Source organism: Bradyrhizobium sp. NBAIM18 (assembly GCF_020193825.1).
GTDB lineage: Bacteria > Pseudomonadota > Alphaproteobacteria > Rhizobiales > Xanthobacteraceae > Bradyrhizobium > Bradyrhizobium yuanmingense.
The window spans coordinates 279,074-293,370 of record NZ_JADYVO010000007.1 but is presented as its reverse complement, the minus strand read 5'-3'; the positions used below and the strand labels follow the sequence as shown (position 1 = coordinate 293,370).

The 14,297-nt window shown below is 63.9% G+C and carries 15 protein-coding genes; all 15 read left to right on the top strand.

The window, feature by feature from the left end; translation table 11 throughout:
- The first annotated feature begins 112 nt into the window (after positions 1-112).
- From I6F17_RS18535 to I6F17_RS18465, 15 genes are read left to right on the top strand one after another with little or no spacing between them, the layout of a single operon-like run.
- On the top strand, positions 113-478 hold the full coding sequence (locus I6F17_RS18535; protein WP_008136158.1) for an NADH-quinone oxidoreductase subunit A: 366 nt from the start codon (positions 113-115) through the stop codon (positions 476-478).
- Complete coding sequence (locus I6F17_RS18530; RefSeq protein ID WP_172783815.1) at positions 475-1,059, top strand: NADH-quinone oxidoreductase subunit B; 585 nt, start codon at positions 475-477, stop codon at positions 1,057-1,059. The genes I6F17_RS18535 and I6F17_RS18530 overlap by 4 nt, the downstream gene beginning before the upstream one ends.
- 11 nt (positions 1,060-1,070) lie before the next feature.
- Entirely contained in the window at positions 1,071-1,685 is a 615-nt protein-coding gene (locus tag I6F17_RS18525) for an NADH-quinone oxidoreductase subunit C (protein ID WP_036010195.1), read from the top strand.
- A gap of 2 nt (positions 1,686-1,687) precedes the next feature.
- A complete protein-coding gene (locus I6F17_RS18520) occupies positions 1,688-2,884 on the top strand; it encodes an NADH-quinone oxidoreductase subunit D (protein WP_036010192.1) in 1,197 nt (398 codons plus the stop codon).
- Positions 2,884-3,891 (top strand): FkbM family methyltransferase, encoded by a 1,008-nt coding sequence (locus I6F17_RS18515; protein WP_036039022.1) that lies wholly within the window; start codon positions 2,884-2,886, stop codon positions 3,889-3,891. The genes I6F17_RS18520 and I6F17_RS18515 overlap by 1 nt, the downstream gene beginning before the upstream one ends.
- 12 nt (positions 3,892-3,903) lie before the next feature.
- Complete coding sequence (gene nuoE / locus I6F17_RS18510; protein ID WP_036039020.1) at positions 3,904-4,515, top strand: NADH-quinone oxidoreductase subunit NuoE; 612 nt, start codon at positions 3,904-3,906, stop codon at positions 4,513-4,515.
- Positions 4,515-4,715, top strand: a complete 201-nt coding sequence (locus tag I6F17_RS18505) for a hypothetical protein (protein WP_050991808.1) — start codon at positions 4,515-4,517, stop codon at positions 4,713-4,715. The genes nuoE and I6F17_RS18505 overlap by 1 nt, the downstream gene beginning before the upstream one ends.
- 15 nt (positions 4,716-4,730) lie before the next feature.
- Positions 4,731-6,056, top strand: coding sequence for an NADH-quinone oxidoreductase subunit NuoF (gene nuoF, locus I6F17_RS18500; RefSeq protein WP_036025343.1), 1,326 nt, complete (start codon positions 4,731-4,733; stop codon positions 6,054-6,056).
- Positions 6,057-6,061: 5 nt separating this feature from the next.
- A complete protein-coding gene (nuoG, locus tag I6F17_RS18495; protein ID WP_225124063.1) occupies positions 6,062-8,137 on the top strand; it encodes an NADH-quinone oxidoreductase subunit NuoG in 2,076 nt (691 codons plus the stop codon).
- 10 nt (positions 8,138-8,147) lie between these two features.
- The gene (nuoH, locus tag I6F17_RS18490; RefSeq protein ID WP_085969087.1) at positions 8,148-9,215 is read left to right on the top strand and encodes an NADH-quinone oxidoreductase subunit NuoH; all 1,068 of its coding nucleotides are present in this window, start codon (positions 8,148-8,150) and stop codon (positions 9,213-9,215) included.
- 14 nt (positions 9,216-9,229) lie between these two features.
- Positions 9,230-9,718, top strand: coding sequence for an NADH-quinone oxidoreductase subunit NuoI (gene nuoI / locus I6F17_RS18485; protein ID WP_027550624.1), 489 nt, complete (start codon positions 9,230-9,232; stop codon positions 9,716-9,718).
- Positions 9,719-9,727: 9 nt separating this feature from the next.
- Complete coding sequence (locus tag I6F17_RS18480) at positions 9,728-10,366, top strand: NADH-quinone oxidoreductase subunit J (protein ID WP_036010173.1); 639 nt, start codon at positions 9,728-9,730, stop codon at positions 10,364-10,366.
- Complete coding sequence (nuoK, locus tag I6F17_RS18475; RefSeq protein ID WP_008547737.1) at positions 10,363-10,671, top strand: NADH-quinone oxidoreductase subunit NuoK; 309 nt, start codon at positions 10,363-10,365, stop codon at positions 10,669-10,671. Before I6F17_RS18480 ends, nuoK begins: the two co-directional genes overlap by 4 nt.
- Before the next feature lie 8 nt (positions 10,672-10,679).
- A complete protein-coding gene (gene nuoL / locus I6F17_RS18470) occupies positions 10,680-12,785 on the top strand; it encodes an NADH-quinone oxidoreductase subunit L (RefSeq protein ID WP_225124064.1) in 2,106 nt (701 codons plus the stop codon).
- Positions 12,786-14,294 carry an NADH-quinone oxidoreductase subunit M gene (locus I6F17_RS18465; protein WP_036010164.1) on the top strand — a complete coding sequence of 503 codons (1,509 nt, stop codon included), beginning with the start codon at positions 12,786-12,788 and terminating at the stop codon, positions 14,292-14,294.
- Positions 14,295-14,297 lie beyond the last annotated feature (3 nt).

Below are 14,297 nucleotides of genomic sequence, written 5' to 3'. Positions count from 1 at the left end.
GGCCTGAAAAGAGCGTGTCTTGCGCCCATTGGTGCACTGCGCTAAGGCTCAGAATAATTCCAAATCGGACGAATCCGTGGCTGTCCCGAGGCTGCGGGAAAAGGGCTCGCCAATGAGCGGCATTCTGCAGAACTATCTTCCACTCGTCGTCTTTATAGGGGTAGCGGGCCTGATCGGCCTCGTGCTGCTGATCGCGCCGTTCATCGTGGCGTTCCAGCAGCCGGATCCCGAAAAGCTGTCGGCCTATGAGTGCGGTTTCAACGCCTTCGACGACGCCCGCATGAAGTTCGACGTCCGCTTCTATCTCGTCGCCATCCTGTTCATCATCTTCGATCTCGAGGTGGCGTTTCTGTTTCCCTGGGCGGTGGCGTTCGGCAAGCTTGGCGCGACCGGCTTCTGGTCCATGGTGGTGTTCCTCGCCGTGCTGACGGTCGGGTTCGCCTATGAATGGAAGAAAGGGGCCCTCGAATGGGATTGAACCCGGCTACACAGTCCGCAGGTCCGGTGATCGCACCGGCCCCGAAGGGCATTCTGGATCCTTCGACCGGCAAGCCGGTCGGGGCCAATGATCCGTTCTTCCTCGAGGTCAATTCCGAGCTGTCCGACAAGGGCTTCTTCGTGGCCGCGACGGACGACCTCATCACCTGGGCGCGCACCGGCTCGTTGATGTGGATGACCTTCGGTCTGGCCTGCTGCGCGGTCGAGATGATGCAGGTCTCGATGCCGCGCTACGACGTCGAGCGCTTCGGCTTCGCCCCGCGTGCCTCGCCGCGTCAGTCCGACGTGATGATCGTTGCGGGAACACTGACCAACAAGATGGCGCCGGCGCTGCGCAAGGTCTACGACCAGATGCCCGAGCCGCGCTACGTCATCTCGATGGGCTCCTGCGCCAATGGCGGCGGCTATTATCACTATTCCTACTCGGTCGTGCGCGGCTGCGACCGCATCGTGCCGATCGACATCTACGTGCCGGGCTGCCCGCCCACGGCGGAGGCGCTGCTCTACGGCGTGCTGCTGCTGCAGAAGAAGATCCGGCGCACCGGCACCATCGAACGCTAAGGTTTTACGTCATGGACGACGCCAAGCTCGACGCCCTGGGGCAGACGATCGTTAGCGCGCTTCCGGGCGCCGCGACCGGTCACTCGGTGGCCTTCAACCAACTCACCGTGGACGTCGAGGCCGCCAGGATCGTCGAGGTGGTCAAGTACCTCCGCGATGACCCGAACTGCCGGTTCGTCAACATCACCGACATCACGGCGGTGGACTATCCGGATCGCGAGAAGCGCTTCGACGTGATCTATCACTTCCTGTCGCCGACCTTGAACGCGCGCATCCGGCTCAAGGCGCAAGCCGACGAGACCACGCAGGTGCCCTCGCTGATCGACGTCTTCCCGGGCGCGGACTGGTTCGAGCGCGAAGCCTACGACCTCTACGGCGTGTTCTTCGTCGGCCATCCCGACATGCGCCGCATCCTCACCGACTACGGCTTCGAGGGCCATCCGCTGCGCAAGGATTTCCCGCTCACCGGCTTCGTCGAGGTCCGCTACGACGACCAGGAGAAGCGGGTGGTGTACGAGCCGGTCCGGCTCAACCAGGAATTCCGCAAGTTCGACTTTTTGTCTCCTTGGGAAGGTGCCGACTATCCGGTGCTTCCGGGCGATGAAAAAGCGGGGCCGAAGGTCTGATCATGAACGAGCAACCGCAGAATCTTCGCAACTTCACGATCAACTTTGGTCCGCAGCATCCTGCGGCGCACGGCGTGCTGCGCCTCGTGCTGGAGCTGGACGGCGAAGTGGTCGAGCGCGTCGATCCGCATATCGGCCTGCTTCACCGCGGCACCGAGAAGCTGATCGAGCAGAAGACCTATCTCCAGGCGATCCCTTATTTCGACCGGCTCGACTACGTGGCGCCGATGAACCAGGAGCACGCCTTCTGCCTCGCCGCCGAGAAGCTGCTCGGCATCGAGGTGCCGCGCCGCGGCCAGCTCATCCGCGTGCTCTATTGCGAGATCGGCCGCATCCTATCGCATCTGCTCAACGTCACCACGCAGGCGATGGACGTCGGCGCGCTGACCCCGCCGCTGTGGGGCTTCGAAGAGCGCGAGAAGCTGATGGTGTTCTACGAGCGCGCCTCGGGCAGCCGCATGCATGCGGCCTATTTCCGTATCGGCGGCGTGCATCAGGACCTGCCGCAGAAACTGGTCGACGACATCGAGGCCTGGTGCGATCCGTTCCTCAAGGTTGTGGACGATCTCGACCGTCTGCTCACCGCCAATCGCATCTTCAAGCAGCGCAACGTCGACATCGGCGTGGTGCCGCTCAAGGAGGCCTGGGAATGGGGTTTTTCGGGCGTGATGGTGCGCGGCTCGGGCGCGGCCTGGGACTTGCGCAAGTCGCAGCCCTATGAGTGCTACGCCGAGATGGATTTCGACATTCCGATCGGCAAGAACGGCGACTGCTACGACCGCTACCTGATCCGCATGGAAGAGATGCGCCAGTCCGTGCGCATCATGAAGCAGTGCATCCAGAAGCTGAATGCGCCTGACGGCAAGGGCCCCGTCGTCGTCGAAGACAACAAGGTCGCGCCGCCGCGCCGTGGCGAGATGAAGCGCTCGATGGAAGCGCTGATCCACCACTTCAAGCTCTACACCGAAGGCGTTCACGTGCCGGCCGGCGAGGTCTACGCTGCGGTCGAGGCGCCCAAGGGCGAGTTCGGCGTCTATCTCGTCGCCGACGGCACCAACAAGCCCTACAAGTGCAAGATCCGCGCGCCGGGCTTCGCGCATCTCCAGGCCATGGACCACATCTGCCGCGGCCATCTGCTGGCCGACGTCTCGGCGATCCTGGGCTCGCTCGACATCGTGTTCGGAGAGGTCGATCGGTGATGGCGCAGGCGCCAATCCAGTTTGACCGTGCCTCGGGGGCTCTTGAAGGGGCCAACCTGTGGGAGCGGACGGCTGCCTTGGCGCTGGTGGCGGGATCGAAGATCTCCTCGCACTTCTCGCACATGGGCTACATCGCCTGCGCGAATTTGCTGCGCAAGACGCTGCCCGAGCGCAACATCGCGATCAGGCTCAATCCCGACGCGGTGTTCGAATTCCCTTACGGCGACGGCTATTGGAGCAAGCTGCTCAACCGCTCCTACATTTATGAGGACGAGCTCGAGCTCTTGTTCGCCAACTCCATCGACGTCGACTACACGCTGCTCGATTGCGGCGCAAATTACGGCTATTGGTCGGTGCTGGTCTCGAGCAAGCCGTTCGGCGCGCATAAAGCGATCGCGATCGAGCCGTCGGGCCAGAACTATTCGAAGCTCGCCAACAATGCCCGCATCAACGCTGGCCGCTTCGAGACCATGAAATGCGCCATTGGCGCGACGCGCGGCACCGCGCGTCTGTCGGGCACCAAGCACGAGGCCTTCAGCATCGCCGGCGATCAGTCGGCGGGCGGCGAGGAGGTGCCGGTGATCGCGCTCGACAATTTGATCGAGGACGGCAAGGTCGCGGCCACCGGCAAGTACCTGATCAAGCTCGACGTCGAAGGCGTCGAGATCGAGGCGATCAAGGGCGGGGCACGGCTGCTTCAGGCCGACAGCGTCATCATGTGCGAGGAGCACGGCAGCGACCGTTCTCACGCCGTGTCGCGCTTCATCCTCGAACAGACCCCGCTGAAGCTGATCGTGTTCGATCCGCGCAGCAACCGCATGGAGACCGTGACCGAGCTGTCGATCCTCGACCGCATCAAGGTCTCGACCCACGTCGGCTACAACGTTTTCGGCACCGCAAGCGCATTCTGGCAGGACAGGATCGAGGCCATGAACGCCAAGAACCTGGATACCAAAAATCTGAATGCCAAAAATCTGAATGCCAAGTCCGCGCGCCGCATGCAGTGAGAGATTGAAGAGATGTCCGTTCGCCGATTAGCACCGAAGGAAGTCCAGCCCGCGAGCTTTGCGTTCACGCAGGAGAACCTCGCATTCGCCCGGCAGCAGATCGCGAAATATCCCGAAGGCCGTCAGGCCTCCGCAGTCATCGCCATCCTCTGGCGTGCGCAGGAGCAGAACGAGGGTTGGGTGTCGGAAGCCGCGATCCGCGTCATCGCCGACATGCTCGACATGCCCTATATCCGCGTGCTGGAGGTCGCGACCTTCTACACCATGTTCCAGCTCGCCCCCGTCGGCAAGAAGGCCCACGTCCAGGTCTGCGGCACCACGCCGTGCCGGCTGCGCGGCGCCGAGGATCTGATCCACGTCTGCGAGCACCGCATCCATCACGAGCCCTTCCATCTCTCCAAGGACGGCAATTTCAGCTGGGAGGAAGTGGAGTGCCTGGGGGCCTGCGTGAACGCGCCGATGGTGCTGATCGGCAAGGACACCTATGAGGACCTGACCAAGGAAAGCTTTGGCAAGGTGCTCGATGGCTTCGCTTCGGGCAATCCGCCCAAGCCCGGTCCGCAGAACGGCCGCCAATTCTCGGCGCCGATGACCGGACCGACCACGCTCAAGGAGATCACCTGATGCGTGATCTCGTCGTAACCGGAGGGACCGCGGCCGTGAAGAAATGGGGCTTCGTCGCCATGCACGCCGCGATCGCGGCTGCCTTCATGTTCCTGCTGCAGCGTTACTTCATGAACGCGTCGCAGGAGACCAGTCTGCTCTGGGCGCTGTTCTTCGCCGTCTGCGCCGCCGGACTTGCCTACAAGCAGTCCATTCGTTGATCGGAAAGCACTGATATGCTCGAGGACAAGGACCGCATCTTCAAGAACCTCTACGGCCTCCATGATTGGGGGCTCGAGGGTGCGCGGCGCCGCGGCGCCTGGGACGGCACCAAGAACATCATCGACAAGGGCCGCGACTGGATCATCAACGAGATGAAGGCGTCGGGCCTGCGCGGCCGCGGCGGCGCCGGCTTCCCGACCGGTCTCAAGTGGTCCTTCATGCCGAAGGAATCGACCGACGGCCGTCCCAGCTATCTCGTCGTCAACGCCGACGAATCCGAGCCCGGCACCTGCAAGGACCGCGAGATCATGCGGCATGATCCGCATCTGTTGGTCGAGGGCTGCCTGATCGCGAGCTTCGCGATGAACGCGCATGCCTGCTACATCTATGTCCGCGGCGAGTTCATCCGCGAGCGCGAGCGCCTTCAGGCCGCAATCGACCAGGCCTATGAAGCCAAGCTGATCGGCAAGGACAATCTCAACGGCTGGCCGTTCGACCTCTACGTCGCCCACGGGGCCGGCGCCTATATCTGCGGCGAGGAGACTGCGCTGCTCGAAAGCCTCGAAGGCAAGAAGGGCCAGCCGCGGCTGAAGCCGCCGTTCCCGGCGAATGTCGGTCTGTTCGGCTGCCCGACCACCGTCAACAACGTCGAATCCATCGCCGTTGCGCCCGATATCCTGCGCCGCGGCGCGGCGTGGTTCGCCGGCATCGGCCGCCCGAACAATGTCGGCACCAAGCTGTTCTGCATCTCCGGCCATGTCGAGCGGCCCTGCAATGTCGAAGAGGCCATGGGCATCCCGTTCCGTGAGCTGATCGAGAAGCATTGCGGCGGCATTCGCGGCGGCTGGGACAACCTCAAGGCCGTGATCCCCGGCGGCTCGTCGGTGCGCATGGTGCCGGCCGAGCAGATCATCGACACGCCGATGGATTTCGATAGCCTGAGCAAGCTGCGCTCGGGCCTCGGCACCGCCGCCGTGATCGTGATGGACAAGTCGACCGACCTGATCCGCGCGATCGCCCGCATCTCCTATTTCTACAAGCACGAGAGCTGCGGCCAGTGCACGCCGTGCCGCGAGGGCACGGGCTGGATGTGGCGCGTGCTGACCCGCATGGCCGAAGGCCGCGCCCATAAGCGCGAGATCGACATGCTGCTCGAGGTCACCAAGCAGGTCGAAGGCCACACCATCTGCGCGCTCGGCGACGCCGCGGCCTGGCCGATCCAGGGCCTGATCACGCACTTCCGCCACGAGATCGAAGCGCGCATCGACCAATATTCGCACAAGGCCGATGTCGACGACATCGGCGTCCGCGATCCCGTGAACATGGTCGCGGCGGAGTAAGAGACATGACCAAGCTCATCATCGACGGCAAAGAGATCGATGTCCCGGCCGAGTACACGCTGCTTCAGGCGTGCGAGGCGGCCGGCGCCGAGATTCCGCGCTTCTGCTATCACGAGCGGCTGTCGATCGCCGGCAATTGCCGGATGTGCCTCGTCGAGGTGAAGGGCGGCCCGAAGCCGGTCGCGAGCTGCGCCTGGGGCGTGCGCGATTGCCGTCCGGGCCCCAAGGGCGAGCCGCCGGAGATTTCGACGCGTTCGCCGATGGTGAAGAAGGCACGCGAAGGCGTGATGGAATTCCTCCTGATCAACCATCCCTTGGACTGCCCGATCTGCGACCAGGGCGGCGAGTGCGACCTGCAGGACCAGGCGATGGGCTATGGTGTCGACACCAGCCGCTTCGCCGAGAACAAGCGCGCGGTCGAGGACAAATATCTCGGCGCGCTGGTCAAGACCTCCATGAACCGCTGCATTCAGTGCACGCGCTGCGTCCGCTTTTCGGCGGAAGTCGCCGGCGCGCCCGAGATGGGCGCCACCGGCCGCGGCGAGGACATGGAGATCACGACCTATCTGGAGCACGCGCTGACGTCCGAATTGCAGGGCAACCTCGTCGACATCTGCCCGGTCGGCGCGCTGACCTCGAAGCCCTATGCCTTCGCGGCGCGCCCGTGGGAGCTCGGCAAGACCCAGTCGATCGACGTCATGGACGGCGTCGGTTCTGCGATCCGCGTCGACACCCGCGGCCGCGAGGTGATGCGGATCCTGCCGCGCATCAACGAGGCCGTGAACGAGGAGTGGATCTCCGACAAGACCCGGCACGTGGTCGACGGCCTGCGCACCCAGCGCCTCGACCGGCCCTATATCCGCGAAGCCGGCAAGCTGCGCGCCGCGAGCTGGACCGAGGCCTTCGCCGCAATCGCCGCCAAGGCGGCGCGCACCGACGGCAAGCGCATCGGCGCGATCGCAGGCGATCTCGCCGGCGTCGAGGAGATGTTCGCGCTGAAGGACCTGCTCGGCAAATACGGTTCGAGCAATCTGGCGGTGCAGGGCGGCGACGCCTTCGATCCCGCGCTCGGCCGCGGCTCCTACATCTTCAATCCGACGCTCGCCGGCGTCGAGCAGGCGGACGCGCTGCTCATCATCGGCGCGAACCCGCGGAAAGAGGCGGCCGTGTTCAACGCCCGCATCCGCAAGCGTTGGCGCGCCGGCGGCTTCAAGGTCGGCGTGATCGGTGCCAAGGCCGACCTGACCTATGATTACGACCATCTCGGTGCCGGTACCGAGACGCTGGCCGAGCTCGCGGCCGGCAAGCATTCCTTCATGGACGTGCTGAAGAACGCTGAGAAACCGATCATCCTGGTCGGTGCGGGCGCGGCCGCCCGTCACGACGGCGCCGCCATTCTCGCCGCCAGCGCCAAGCTCGCGCTCGATGCCGGCGCGGTCAAGGACGGCTGGAACGGTTTTGGCGTGTTGCACGAGACCGCCTCGCGCGTCGGCGCGCTCGACATCGGCTTTGCCGCAACCAGCGGCGGCCTCAATGCTGCGCAGATGACGACCTTCGGCACGCTCGACTTGCTGTTCCTGCTCGGGGCCGACGAGATCAAGGCGTCTGACGGCACCTTCGTCGTCTATATCGGCACCCATGGTGATCGCGGCGCACACCGCGCCGACGTCATCCTGCCGGCGGCCGCCTACACCGAGAAGTCCGTGATCTACGTCAACACCGAAGGCCGCGTGCAGATGACGGGCCGCGCCGCGTTCCCGCCGGGCGAGGCCCGCGAGGACTGGGCGATCATCCGCGCACTGTCGGAAGCGCTCGGCAAGAAGCTCGGCTATGACTCGCTTCAAGCCCTGCGCCAGGCGGTGTTCAAGGCCGTGCCGCATCTGATCCGTCTCGACCAGATCGAGGCCGGCTCGGCCGACCAGATCAAGAAGCTGGCGGGCAAGGGCGGCTCGCCCGAGAAGGCGCCGTTCAAGCCTCTGGTCGAGGACTTCTATTTGACCAACCCAATCGCGCGTGCGTCCGCCGTGATGGCGGAGTGCTCGCGCCTCGCCTCCGGGCAGATGCTGACCGCAGCGGAGTGAGCGTGATCTGATGGAATTCTTCGAAAGCGCATTCTGGACCGGGTTCCTCTGGCCGCTGATCATCATGGTCGCGCAGAGCGTCCTCGTGCTCGTCGTCCTGCTGGTCGCGATCGCCTATATCCTGCTCGCCGACCGCAAGATCTGGGCGGCGGTGCAGATCCGGCGCGGCCCAAACGTCGTCGGCCCCTGGGGCCTGCTGCAATCCTTCGCCGACCTGCTCAAGTTCGTGCTGAAGGAGCCGATCATTCCGGCCGGCGCCAACAAGGGCGTGTTTCTTCTTGCTCCCTTGGTCTCATGCGTGCTCGCGCTCGCCGCCTGGGCGGTGATCCCGACCAATCTCGGCTGGGTGATCGCCGACATCAATGTCGGCGTCCTCTTCATCTTCGCGATCTCGTCGCTGTCGATCTACGGCATCATCATGGCCGGCTGGTCGTCGAACTCGAAGTATCCGTTCCTGGCCGCGCTGCGCTCGGCGGCGCAGATGGTGTCGTACGAAGTCTCGATCGGCTTCGTCATCATCACCGTGCTGCTCTGCGCCGGCACGCTGAACCTGACGGCGGTGGTCGAGGCCCAGCACGCGCGCGGCCTCGCCAGCCTGATCGGGCTGCCGCAGCTGACGATCCTGAACTGGTACGTCTGGCCGTTGTTCCCGATGTTCGTGGTGTTCTACGTCTCGGCGCTGGCGGAAACCAACCGTCCGCCCTTCGACCTCGTCGAAGCCGAATCCGAGCTCGTCGCCGGCTTCATGGTCGAGTACGGCTCGACGCCGTACCTCTTGTTCATGCTCGGCGAGTATGTCGCGATCGTCACGATGTGTGCGCTGGCGACCATCCTGTTCCTCGGAGGCTGGCTGCCGCCGGTGGACCTGCCACCCTTCAACTGGGTGCCGGGGATCATCTGGTTCTCGCTCAAGCTGTTCTTCATGTTCTTCCTGTTCGCGATGGCGAAAGCGATCGTGCCGCGCTACCGCTACGATCAACTGATGCGCCTCGGCTGGAAGGTGTTCCTGCCGCTGTCGCTGGCGATGGTGATCGTGGTGGCCGGCGTGCTGCATTTCGCCGGCATCGCGCCGAAGTGAGGGCCGTCATGGGTATCAACGTAAACGCCACTGCACGCTCGCTTCTGCTGTCGGAATTCGTCTCGGCGTTCTTCCTCGCCATGCGTTATTTCTTTCAGCCGAAGCCGACGCTGAACTATCCGTTCGAGAAGGGCCCGATCTCGCCCCGCTTCCGCGGCGAGCACGCGCTGCGCCGCTATCCGAACGGCGAAGAGCGCTGCATTGCCTGCAAGCTGTGCGAGGCGGTCTGCCCGGCGCAGGCCATCACCATCGAGGCCGGCCCGCGCCGCAACGACGGCACCCGCCGCACCGTGCGCTACGACATCGACATGGTGAAGTGCATCTATTGCGGCCTCTGCCAGGAAGCCTGTCCGGTCGATGCCATCGTCGAGGGCCCGAACTTCGAGTTCGCGACCGAGACCCGCGAGGAACTCTATTATGACAAGGCCAAGCTGCTCGCCAACGGCGACCGCTGGGAACGCGAGATCGCCAAGGCGATCGAGCTCGACGCGCCGTACCGGTGAGGTGAGGGCATGATCCTTCCCGCGCTGTTCTTTTATCTCTTCGCCGGCGTCTGCGTCGCCTCGGCCGTGATGGTGATTGTCTCGCGCAATCCCGTGCACTCCGTGCTGTACCTGATCCTGGCCTTCGTCAACGCCTCCGGCCTGTTCGTGCTGATGGGCGCCGAGTTCCTCGGCATGATGCTGATCGTCGTTTATGTCGGCGCGGTCGCGGTGCTGTTCCTGTTCGTGATCATGATGCTCGATGTCGACTTCCTCGAGCTGCGCGAGGGCTTCATCGAGTACCTGCCGGTCGGCCTCGTGATCGGCGGCATCTTCATGTTCGAGTTGCTGCTCACCGTCGGCTTCTGGGTCATCAATCCCGGCGTCTCCAAGACGATCACGGCGGCGATCCCGGCCAACGTCAGCAACACCGAGGCGCTCGGTCTCGTGCTCTATACGAAGTACATCCACTACTTCCAGCTCTCGGGCATGGTGCTCCTGGTCGCCATGATCGGCGCCATCGTGCTGACGCTGCGCCACAAGGAGAAGGTCAAGCGGCAGGACATCAACGTTCAGAACGCGCGCACGCCCGACATCGCGATGGCGGTGCGCAAGGTGGCGCCGGGGCAGGGGCTTTCGGACGCGGATGCGGCGGAGTGGGTGAAATGACGATCGGGCTCGGACATTATCTGGCGGTCGGCGCGATCCTGTTCACGCTCGGCATCCTCGGCATCTTCCTGAACCGCAAGAACATCATCGTCATCCTGATGTCGATCGAGCTGATCCTGCTCTCGGTCAACATCAACCTCGTGGCGTTCTCGACCTTTCTCGGCGACATCGTCGGCCAGGTCTTCGCGCTGCTGGTGCTGACGGTCGCGGCTGCGGAAGCTGCGATCGGCCTCGCCATCCTGGTGGTCTATTTCCGCAACCGTGGCTCGATCGCGGTTGAGGACGTTAATCTGATGAAGGGCTGAGCTCTCAAATGGTTCAGGCGATCGTTTTCCTGCCTCTGCTGGGCGCCATTTTGGCTGGCCTGATCGCGCTGTTCGGCGCCCATGCCCGCAACCCCTCGGGCGACGAGCTCGAGCATCACGGCAACCACGGCCATGGCGCGCATGCCCATGCGTCCGACAAGATCAACGAGGATGCCTCCGTCATCCACGAGACCCATCACGAGCCCGGCGATGGGCACGACGATCACGGCCATGGCCCGACCGAGCCGCCGGCGGCGGGCTCGCGCGCGGCCGAGCTGATCACCACCGGGCTGCTGTTCGTCTCGGCGGCCTTGTCCTGGATGACGCTGGTCGACGTCGGCTTCATGCATCACGACTACAGGATCCAGTTGCTGCCCTGGATCTTCTCCGGCGATCTCCAGGTCTGGTGGACGCTGCGCGTCGATACGCTCACCGCCGTAATGCTGGTGGTGGTGACGACCGTCTCCTCGCTCGTGCACCTCTATTCCATCGGCTACATGGACGAGGACCCGAACCGGCCGCGCTTCTTCGGCTATCTATCGCTGTTCACCTTCGCCATGCTGATGCTGGTGACGGCCGACAATTTGGTGCAGCTGTTCTTCGGCTGGGAAGGCGTCGGTCTCGCCAGCTATCTGCTGATCGGCTTCTGGTACCAGAAGCCCTCGGCGAACGCTGCCGCCATCAAGGCCTTTGTGGTCAACCGCGTCGGCGACTTCGGCTTCGCGCTCGGCATCTTCGCGGTCTTCATGCTAGTCGGCTCGACCGACTTCGAGACCATCTTCCACGCCGCACCCGGCCTCACCGGCAAGACCATCAACTTCCTCGGCTGGCACGCAGACGCGCTGACGCTGACCTGCCTGTTGCTGTTCATGGGTGCGATGGGCAAGTCCGCCCAGTTCCTGCTGCACACCTGGTTGCCGGACGCGATGGAAGGCCCGACCCCGGTGTCGGCGCTGATCCACGCCGCGACCATGGTCACCGCCGGCGTCTTCATGGTGGCGCGCCTGTCGCCGCTGTTCGAGCTCGCTCCGAATGCCCAGGCCGTCGTGATGTTCTTCGGCGCGACCACGGCGTTCTTCGCCGCGACCATCGGCCTCGTCCAGAACGACATCAAGCGCATCGTCGCCTACTCGACCTGTTCGCAGCTCGGCTACATGTTCGTGGCGATGGGAGCAGGGGCCTATTCGGTCGGCATGTTCCACCTGTTCACCCATGCCTTCTTCAAGGCGCTGCTGTTCCTAGGCTCCGGCTCGGTGATCTACGCGATGCACCACGAGCAGGACATCCGCAACATGGGCGGCCTCTGGAAGAAGATTCCCTACACCTATGCCGTGATGGTGGTCGGCACGCTGGCGCTGACCGGCTTTCCGCTCACCGCCGGCTACTTCTCCAAGGACGCGATCATCGAGTCCGCCTACGCCTCGCACAATCCGTTCGCGATGTACGGCTTCCTGATGACGATCGTCGCCGCCGGCCTGACCTCGTTCTACTCCTGGCGCCTGATCTTCAAGACCTTCCACGGCGAGCCGCATGACGAGCATCATTACGAGGCCGCGCATGAGGCTCCGCTCTGGATCCTGATCCCGATCGGCGTGCTCGCGGTCGGCTCGTTCGTCGCCGGCCTCCCGTTCAAGGAGCTGTTCGCCGGACACGGGGTCGAGGAGTTCTTCCGCGAGTCCGTCAAGATGAACCCGCACATCATCGAGGAGATGCATCACATCCCGCAGACCATCGCCTTCCTGCCGACGGTGATGATGGTGCTGGGTTTCCTCGTCTCCTACCTGTTCTACATCCGCCGGCCCTACCTGCCGGTCGAGCTCGCGAACACGCAGCCGATGCTATACCAGTTCCTGCTCAACAAATGGTACTTCGACGAGCTCTACGACATCATCTTCGTTCGACCGGCGAAGTGGATCGGCTACCAGCTCTGGAAGAAGGGCGACGGCTTCATCATCGACGGCTTCGGCCCCGACGGCGTCTCGGCCCGCGTGCTGGACGTCACCCGCAACGTCGTCAAGATCCAGACCGGCTATCTCTATCACTATGCATTCGCCATGCTGATCGGCGCCGCCGGCCTGATCACCTGGTTCATGTTCGGCTTTGGAGGCCAGTAAATGACAACCTGGCCAATTCTTTCGGTCACGACGTTCCTGCCCCTGGTCGGCGCGCTGATCGTCTATCTGAGCCGCGGTGACGACGAGGCGGCGCGGCGCAATTCGCGCTGGATCGCGCTCTGGACCACGCTGATCACCTTCGCGGTGTCGGTGATCCTGGTCATGCGCTTCGACCCCAGCAACCCCGACTTCCAGTTCGTCGAGAAGGCGAACTGGCTCGCCACCGGCATCACCTACCACATGGGTGTCGACGGCATCTCGCTGCCGCTCGTGATCCTCACCACCGCCGTGATGCCGTTCTGCATCATCGCGAGCTGGAAGGCGATAACCAACCGCGTCCGCGAATATATGATGGCGTTCCTGATCCTGGAAACGCTGATGATCGGCACCTTCTCGGCGCTCGATCTCGTGCTGTTCTACCTGTTCTTCGAGGGCGGCCTGATCCCGATGTTCCTGATCATCGGCGTCTGGGGCGGTCCGCGCCGGGTCTATGCCTCGTTCAAGTTCTTTCTCTACACGCTGCTCGGCTCGGTCCTGATGCTGCTCGCCATCATGGCGCTGTACTGGAACGGCGGCACCACCGACATCCCGACCCTGATGCACACCGCCGTGCCGCGGTCGTTGCAGACCTGGGCGTGGCTCGCCTTCTTCGCCTCCTTTGCGGTGAAGATGCCGATGTGGCCGGTGCACACCTGGCTCCCCGACGCGCACGTGGAGGCACCGACCGCGGGCTCCGTGGTCCTCGCCGCGATCCTCCTGAAGATGGGCGGCTACGGCTTCCTGCGCTTCTCGCTGCCGATGTTCCCGCTGGCCTCGCACGACTTCGCGCCGCTGGTGTTCACGCTCTCGGCCATCGCCATCATCTACACCTCGCTGGTCGCCCTGATGCAGGAGGACATGAAGAAGCTGATCGCGTACTCCTCGGTCGCGCATATGGGCTTCGTCACCATGGGCATCTTCGCCGGCACCATGCAGGGCGTCGCCGGCGGCGTGTTCCAGATGATCTCGCACGGCATTGTCTCCGGCGCACTGTTCCTCTGCGTCGGCGTCGTCTACGACCGCCTGCACACCCGCGAGATCGCGGCCTATGGCGGCCTCGTCAACCGGATGCCACTCTATGCGATGACCTTCATGGTGTTCACCATGGCCAATGTCGGTCTGCCCGGCACGAGCGGCTTCGTCGGCGAATTCATGACGCTGCTCGGCACCTTCAAGGTCTCGATCCCGACCGCGTTCTTCGCCAGCTTCGGCGTGATCCTCTCGGCGGCCTACGCACTATGGCTCTATCGCAAGGTCGTGTTCGGAGCGCTGGTCAAGCCGCAGCTGGCGAGCATGAAGGATCTCACCTTGCGTGAGTGCGTCATTCTATTCCCGATGATCGCGCTGACGATCCTGTTCGGCGTCTATCCGAAGCCGGTGCTCGACATGTCGGCCGCCTCGGTCCAGCAACTCGTCAACAATTACAACACCGCCGTGACGGCCGTGAAGGCCGCCGCACTGCTCCAGTGATCG

What these genes read in the sequence shown, in the direction of transcription:
- nuoH (WP_085969087.1), top strand. Translation starts at nt 8,148, where the DNA reads ATGGAATTCTTCGAAAGCGCATTCTGGACCGGGTTCCTCTGGCCGCTG.
- nuoL (WP_225124064.1), top strand. Translation starts at nt 10,680, where the DNA reads ATGGTTCAGGCGATCGTTTTCCTGCCTCTGCTGGGCGCCATTTTGGCT.
- I6F17_RS18520 (WP_036010192.1), top strand. Translation starts at nt 1,688, where the DNA reads ATGAACGAGCAACCGCAGAATCTTCGCAACTTCACGATCAACTTTGGT.
- I6F17_RS18480 (WP_036010173.1), top strand. Translation starts at nt 9,728, where the DNA reads ATGATCCTTCCCGCGCTGTTCTTTTATCTCTTCGCCGGCGTCTGCGTC.
- nuoK (WP_008547737.1), top strand. Translation starts at nt 10,363, where the DNA reads ATGACGATCGGGCTCGGACATTATCTGGCGGTCGGCGCGATCCTGTTC.
- nuoG (WP_225124063.1), top strand. Translation starts at nt 6,062, where the DNA reads ATGACCAAGCTCATCATCGACGGCAAAGAGATCGATGTCCCGGCCGAG.
- nuoE (WP_036039020.1), top strand. Translation starts at nt 3,904, where the DNA reads ATGTCCGTTCGCCGATTAGCACCGAAGGAAGTCCAGCCCGCGAGCTTT.
- I6F17_RS18515 (WP_036039022.1), top strand. Translation starts at nt 2,884, where the DNA reads ATGGCGCAGGCGCCAATCCAGTTTGACCGTGCCTCGGGGGCTCTTGAA.
- I6F17_RS18505 (WP_050991808.1), top strand. Translation starts at nt 4,515, where the DNA reads ATGCGTGATCTCGTCGTAACCGGAGGGACCGCGGCCGTGAAGAAATGG.
- nuoF (WP_036025343.1), top strand. Translation starts at nt 4,731, where the DNA reads ATGCTCGAGGACAAGGACCGCATCTTCAAGAACCTCTACGGCCTCCAT.
- I6F17_RS18525 (WP_036010195.1), top strand. Translation starts at nt 1,071, where the DNA reads ATGGACGACGCCAAGCTCGACGCCCTGGGGCAGACGATCGTTAGCGCG.
- I6F17_RS18535 (WP_008136158.1), top strand. Translation starts at nt 113, where the DNA reads ATGAGCGGCATTCTGCAGAACTATCTTCCACTCGTCGTCTTTATAGGG.
- I6F17_RS18465 (WP_036010164.1), top strand. Translation starts at nt 12,786, where the DNA reads ATGACAACCTGGCCAATTCTTTCGGTCACGACGTTCCTGCCCCTGGTC.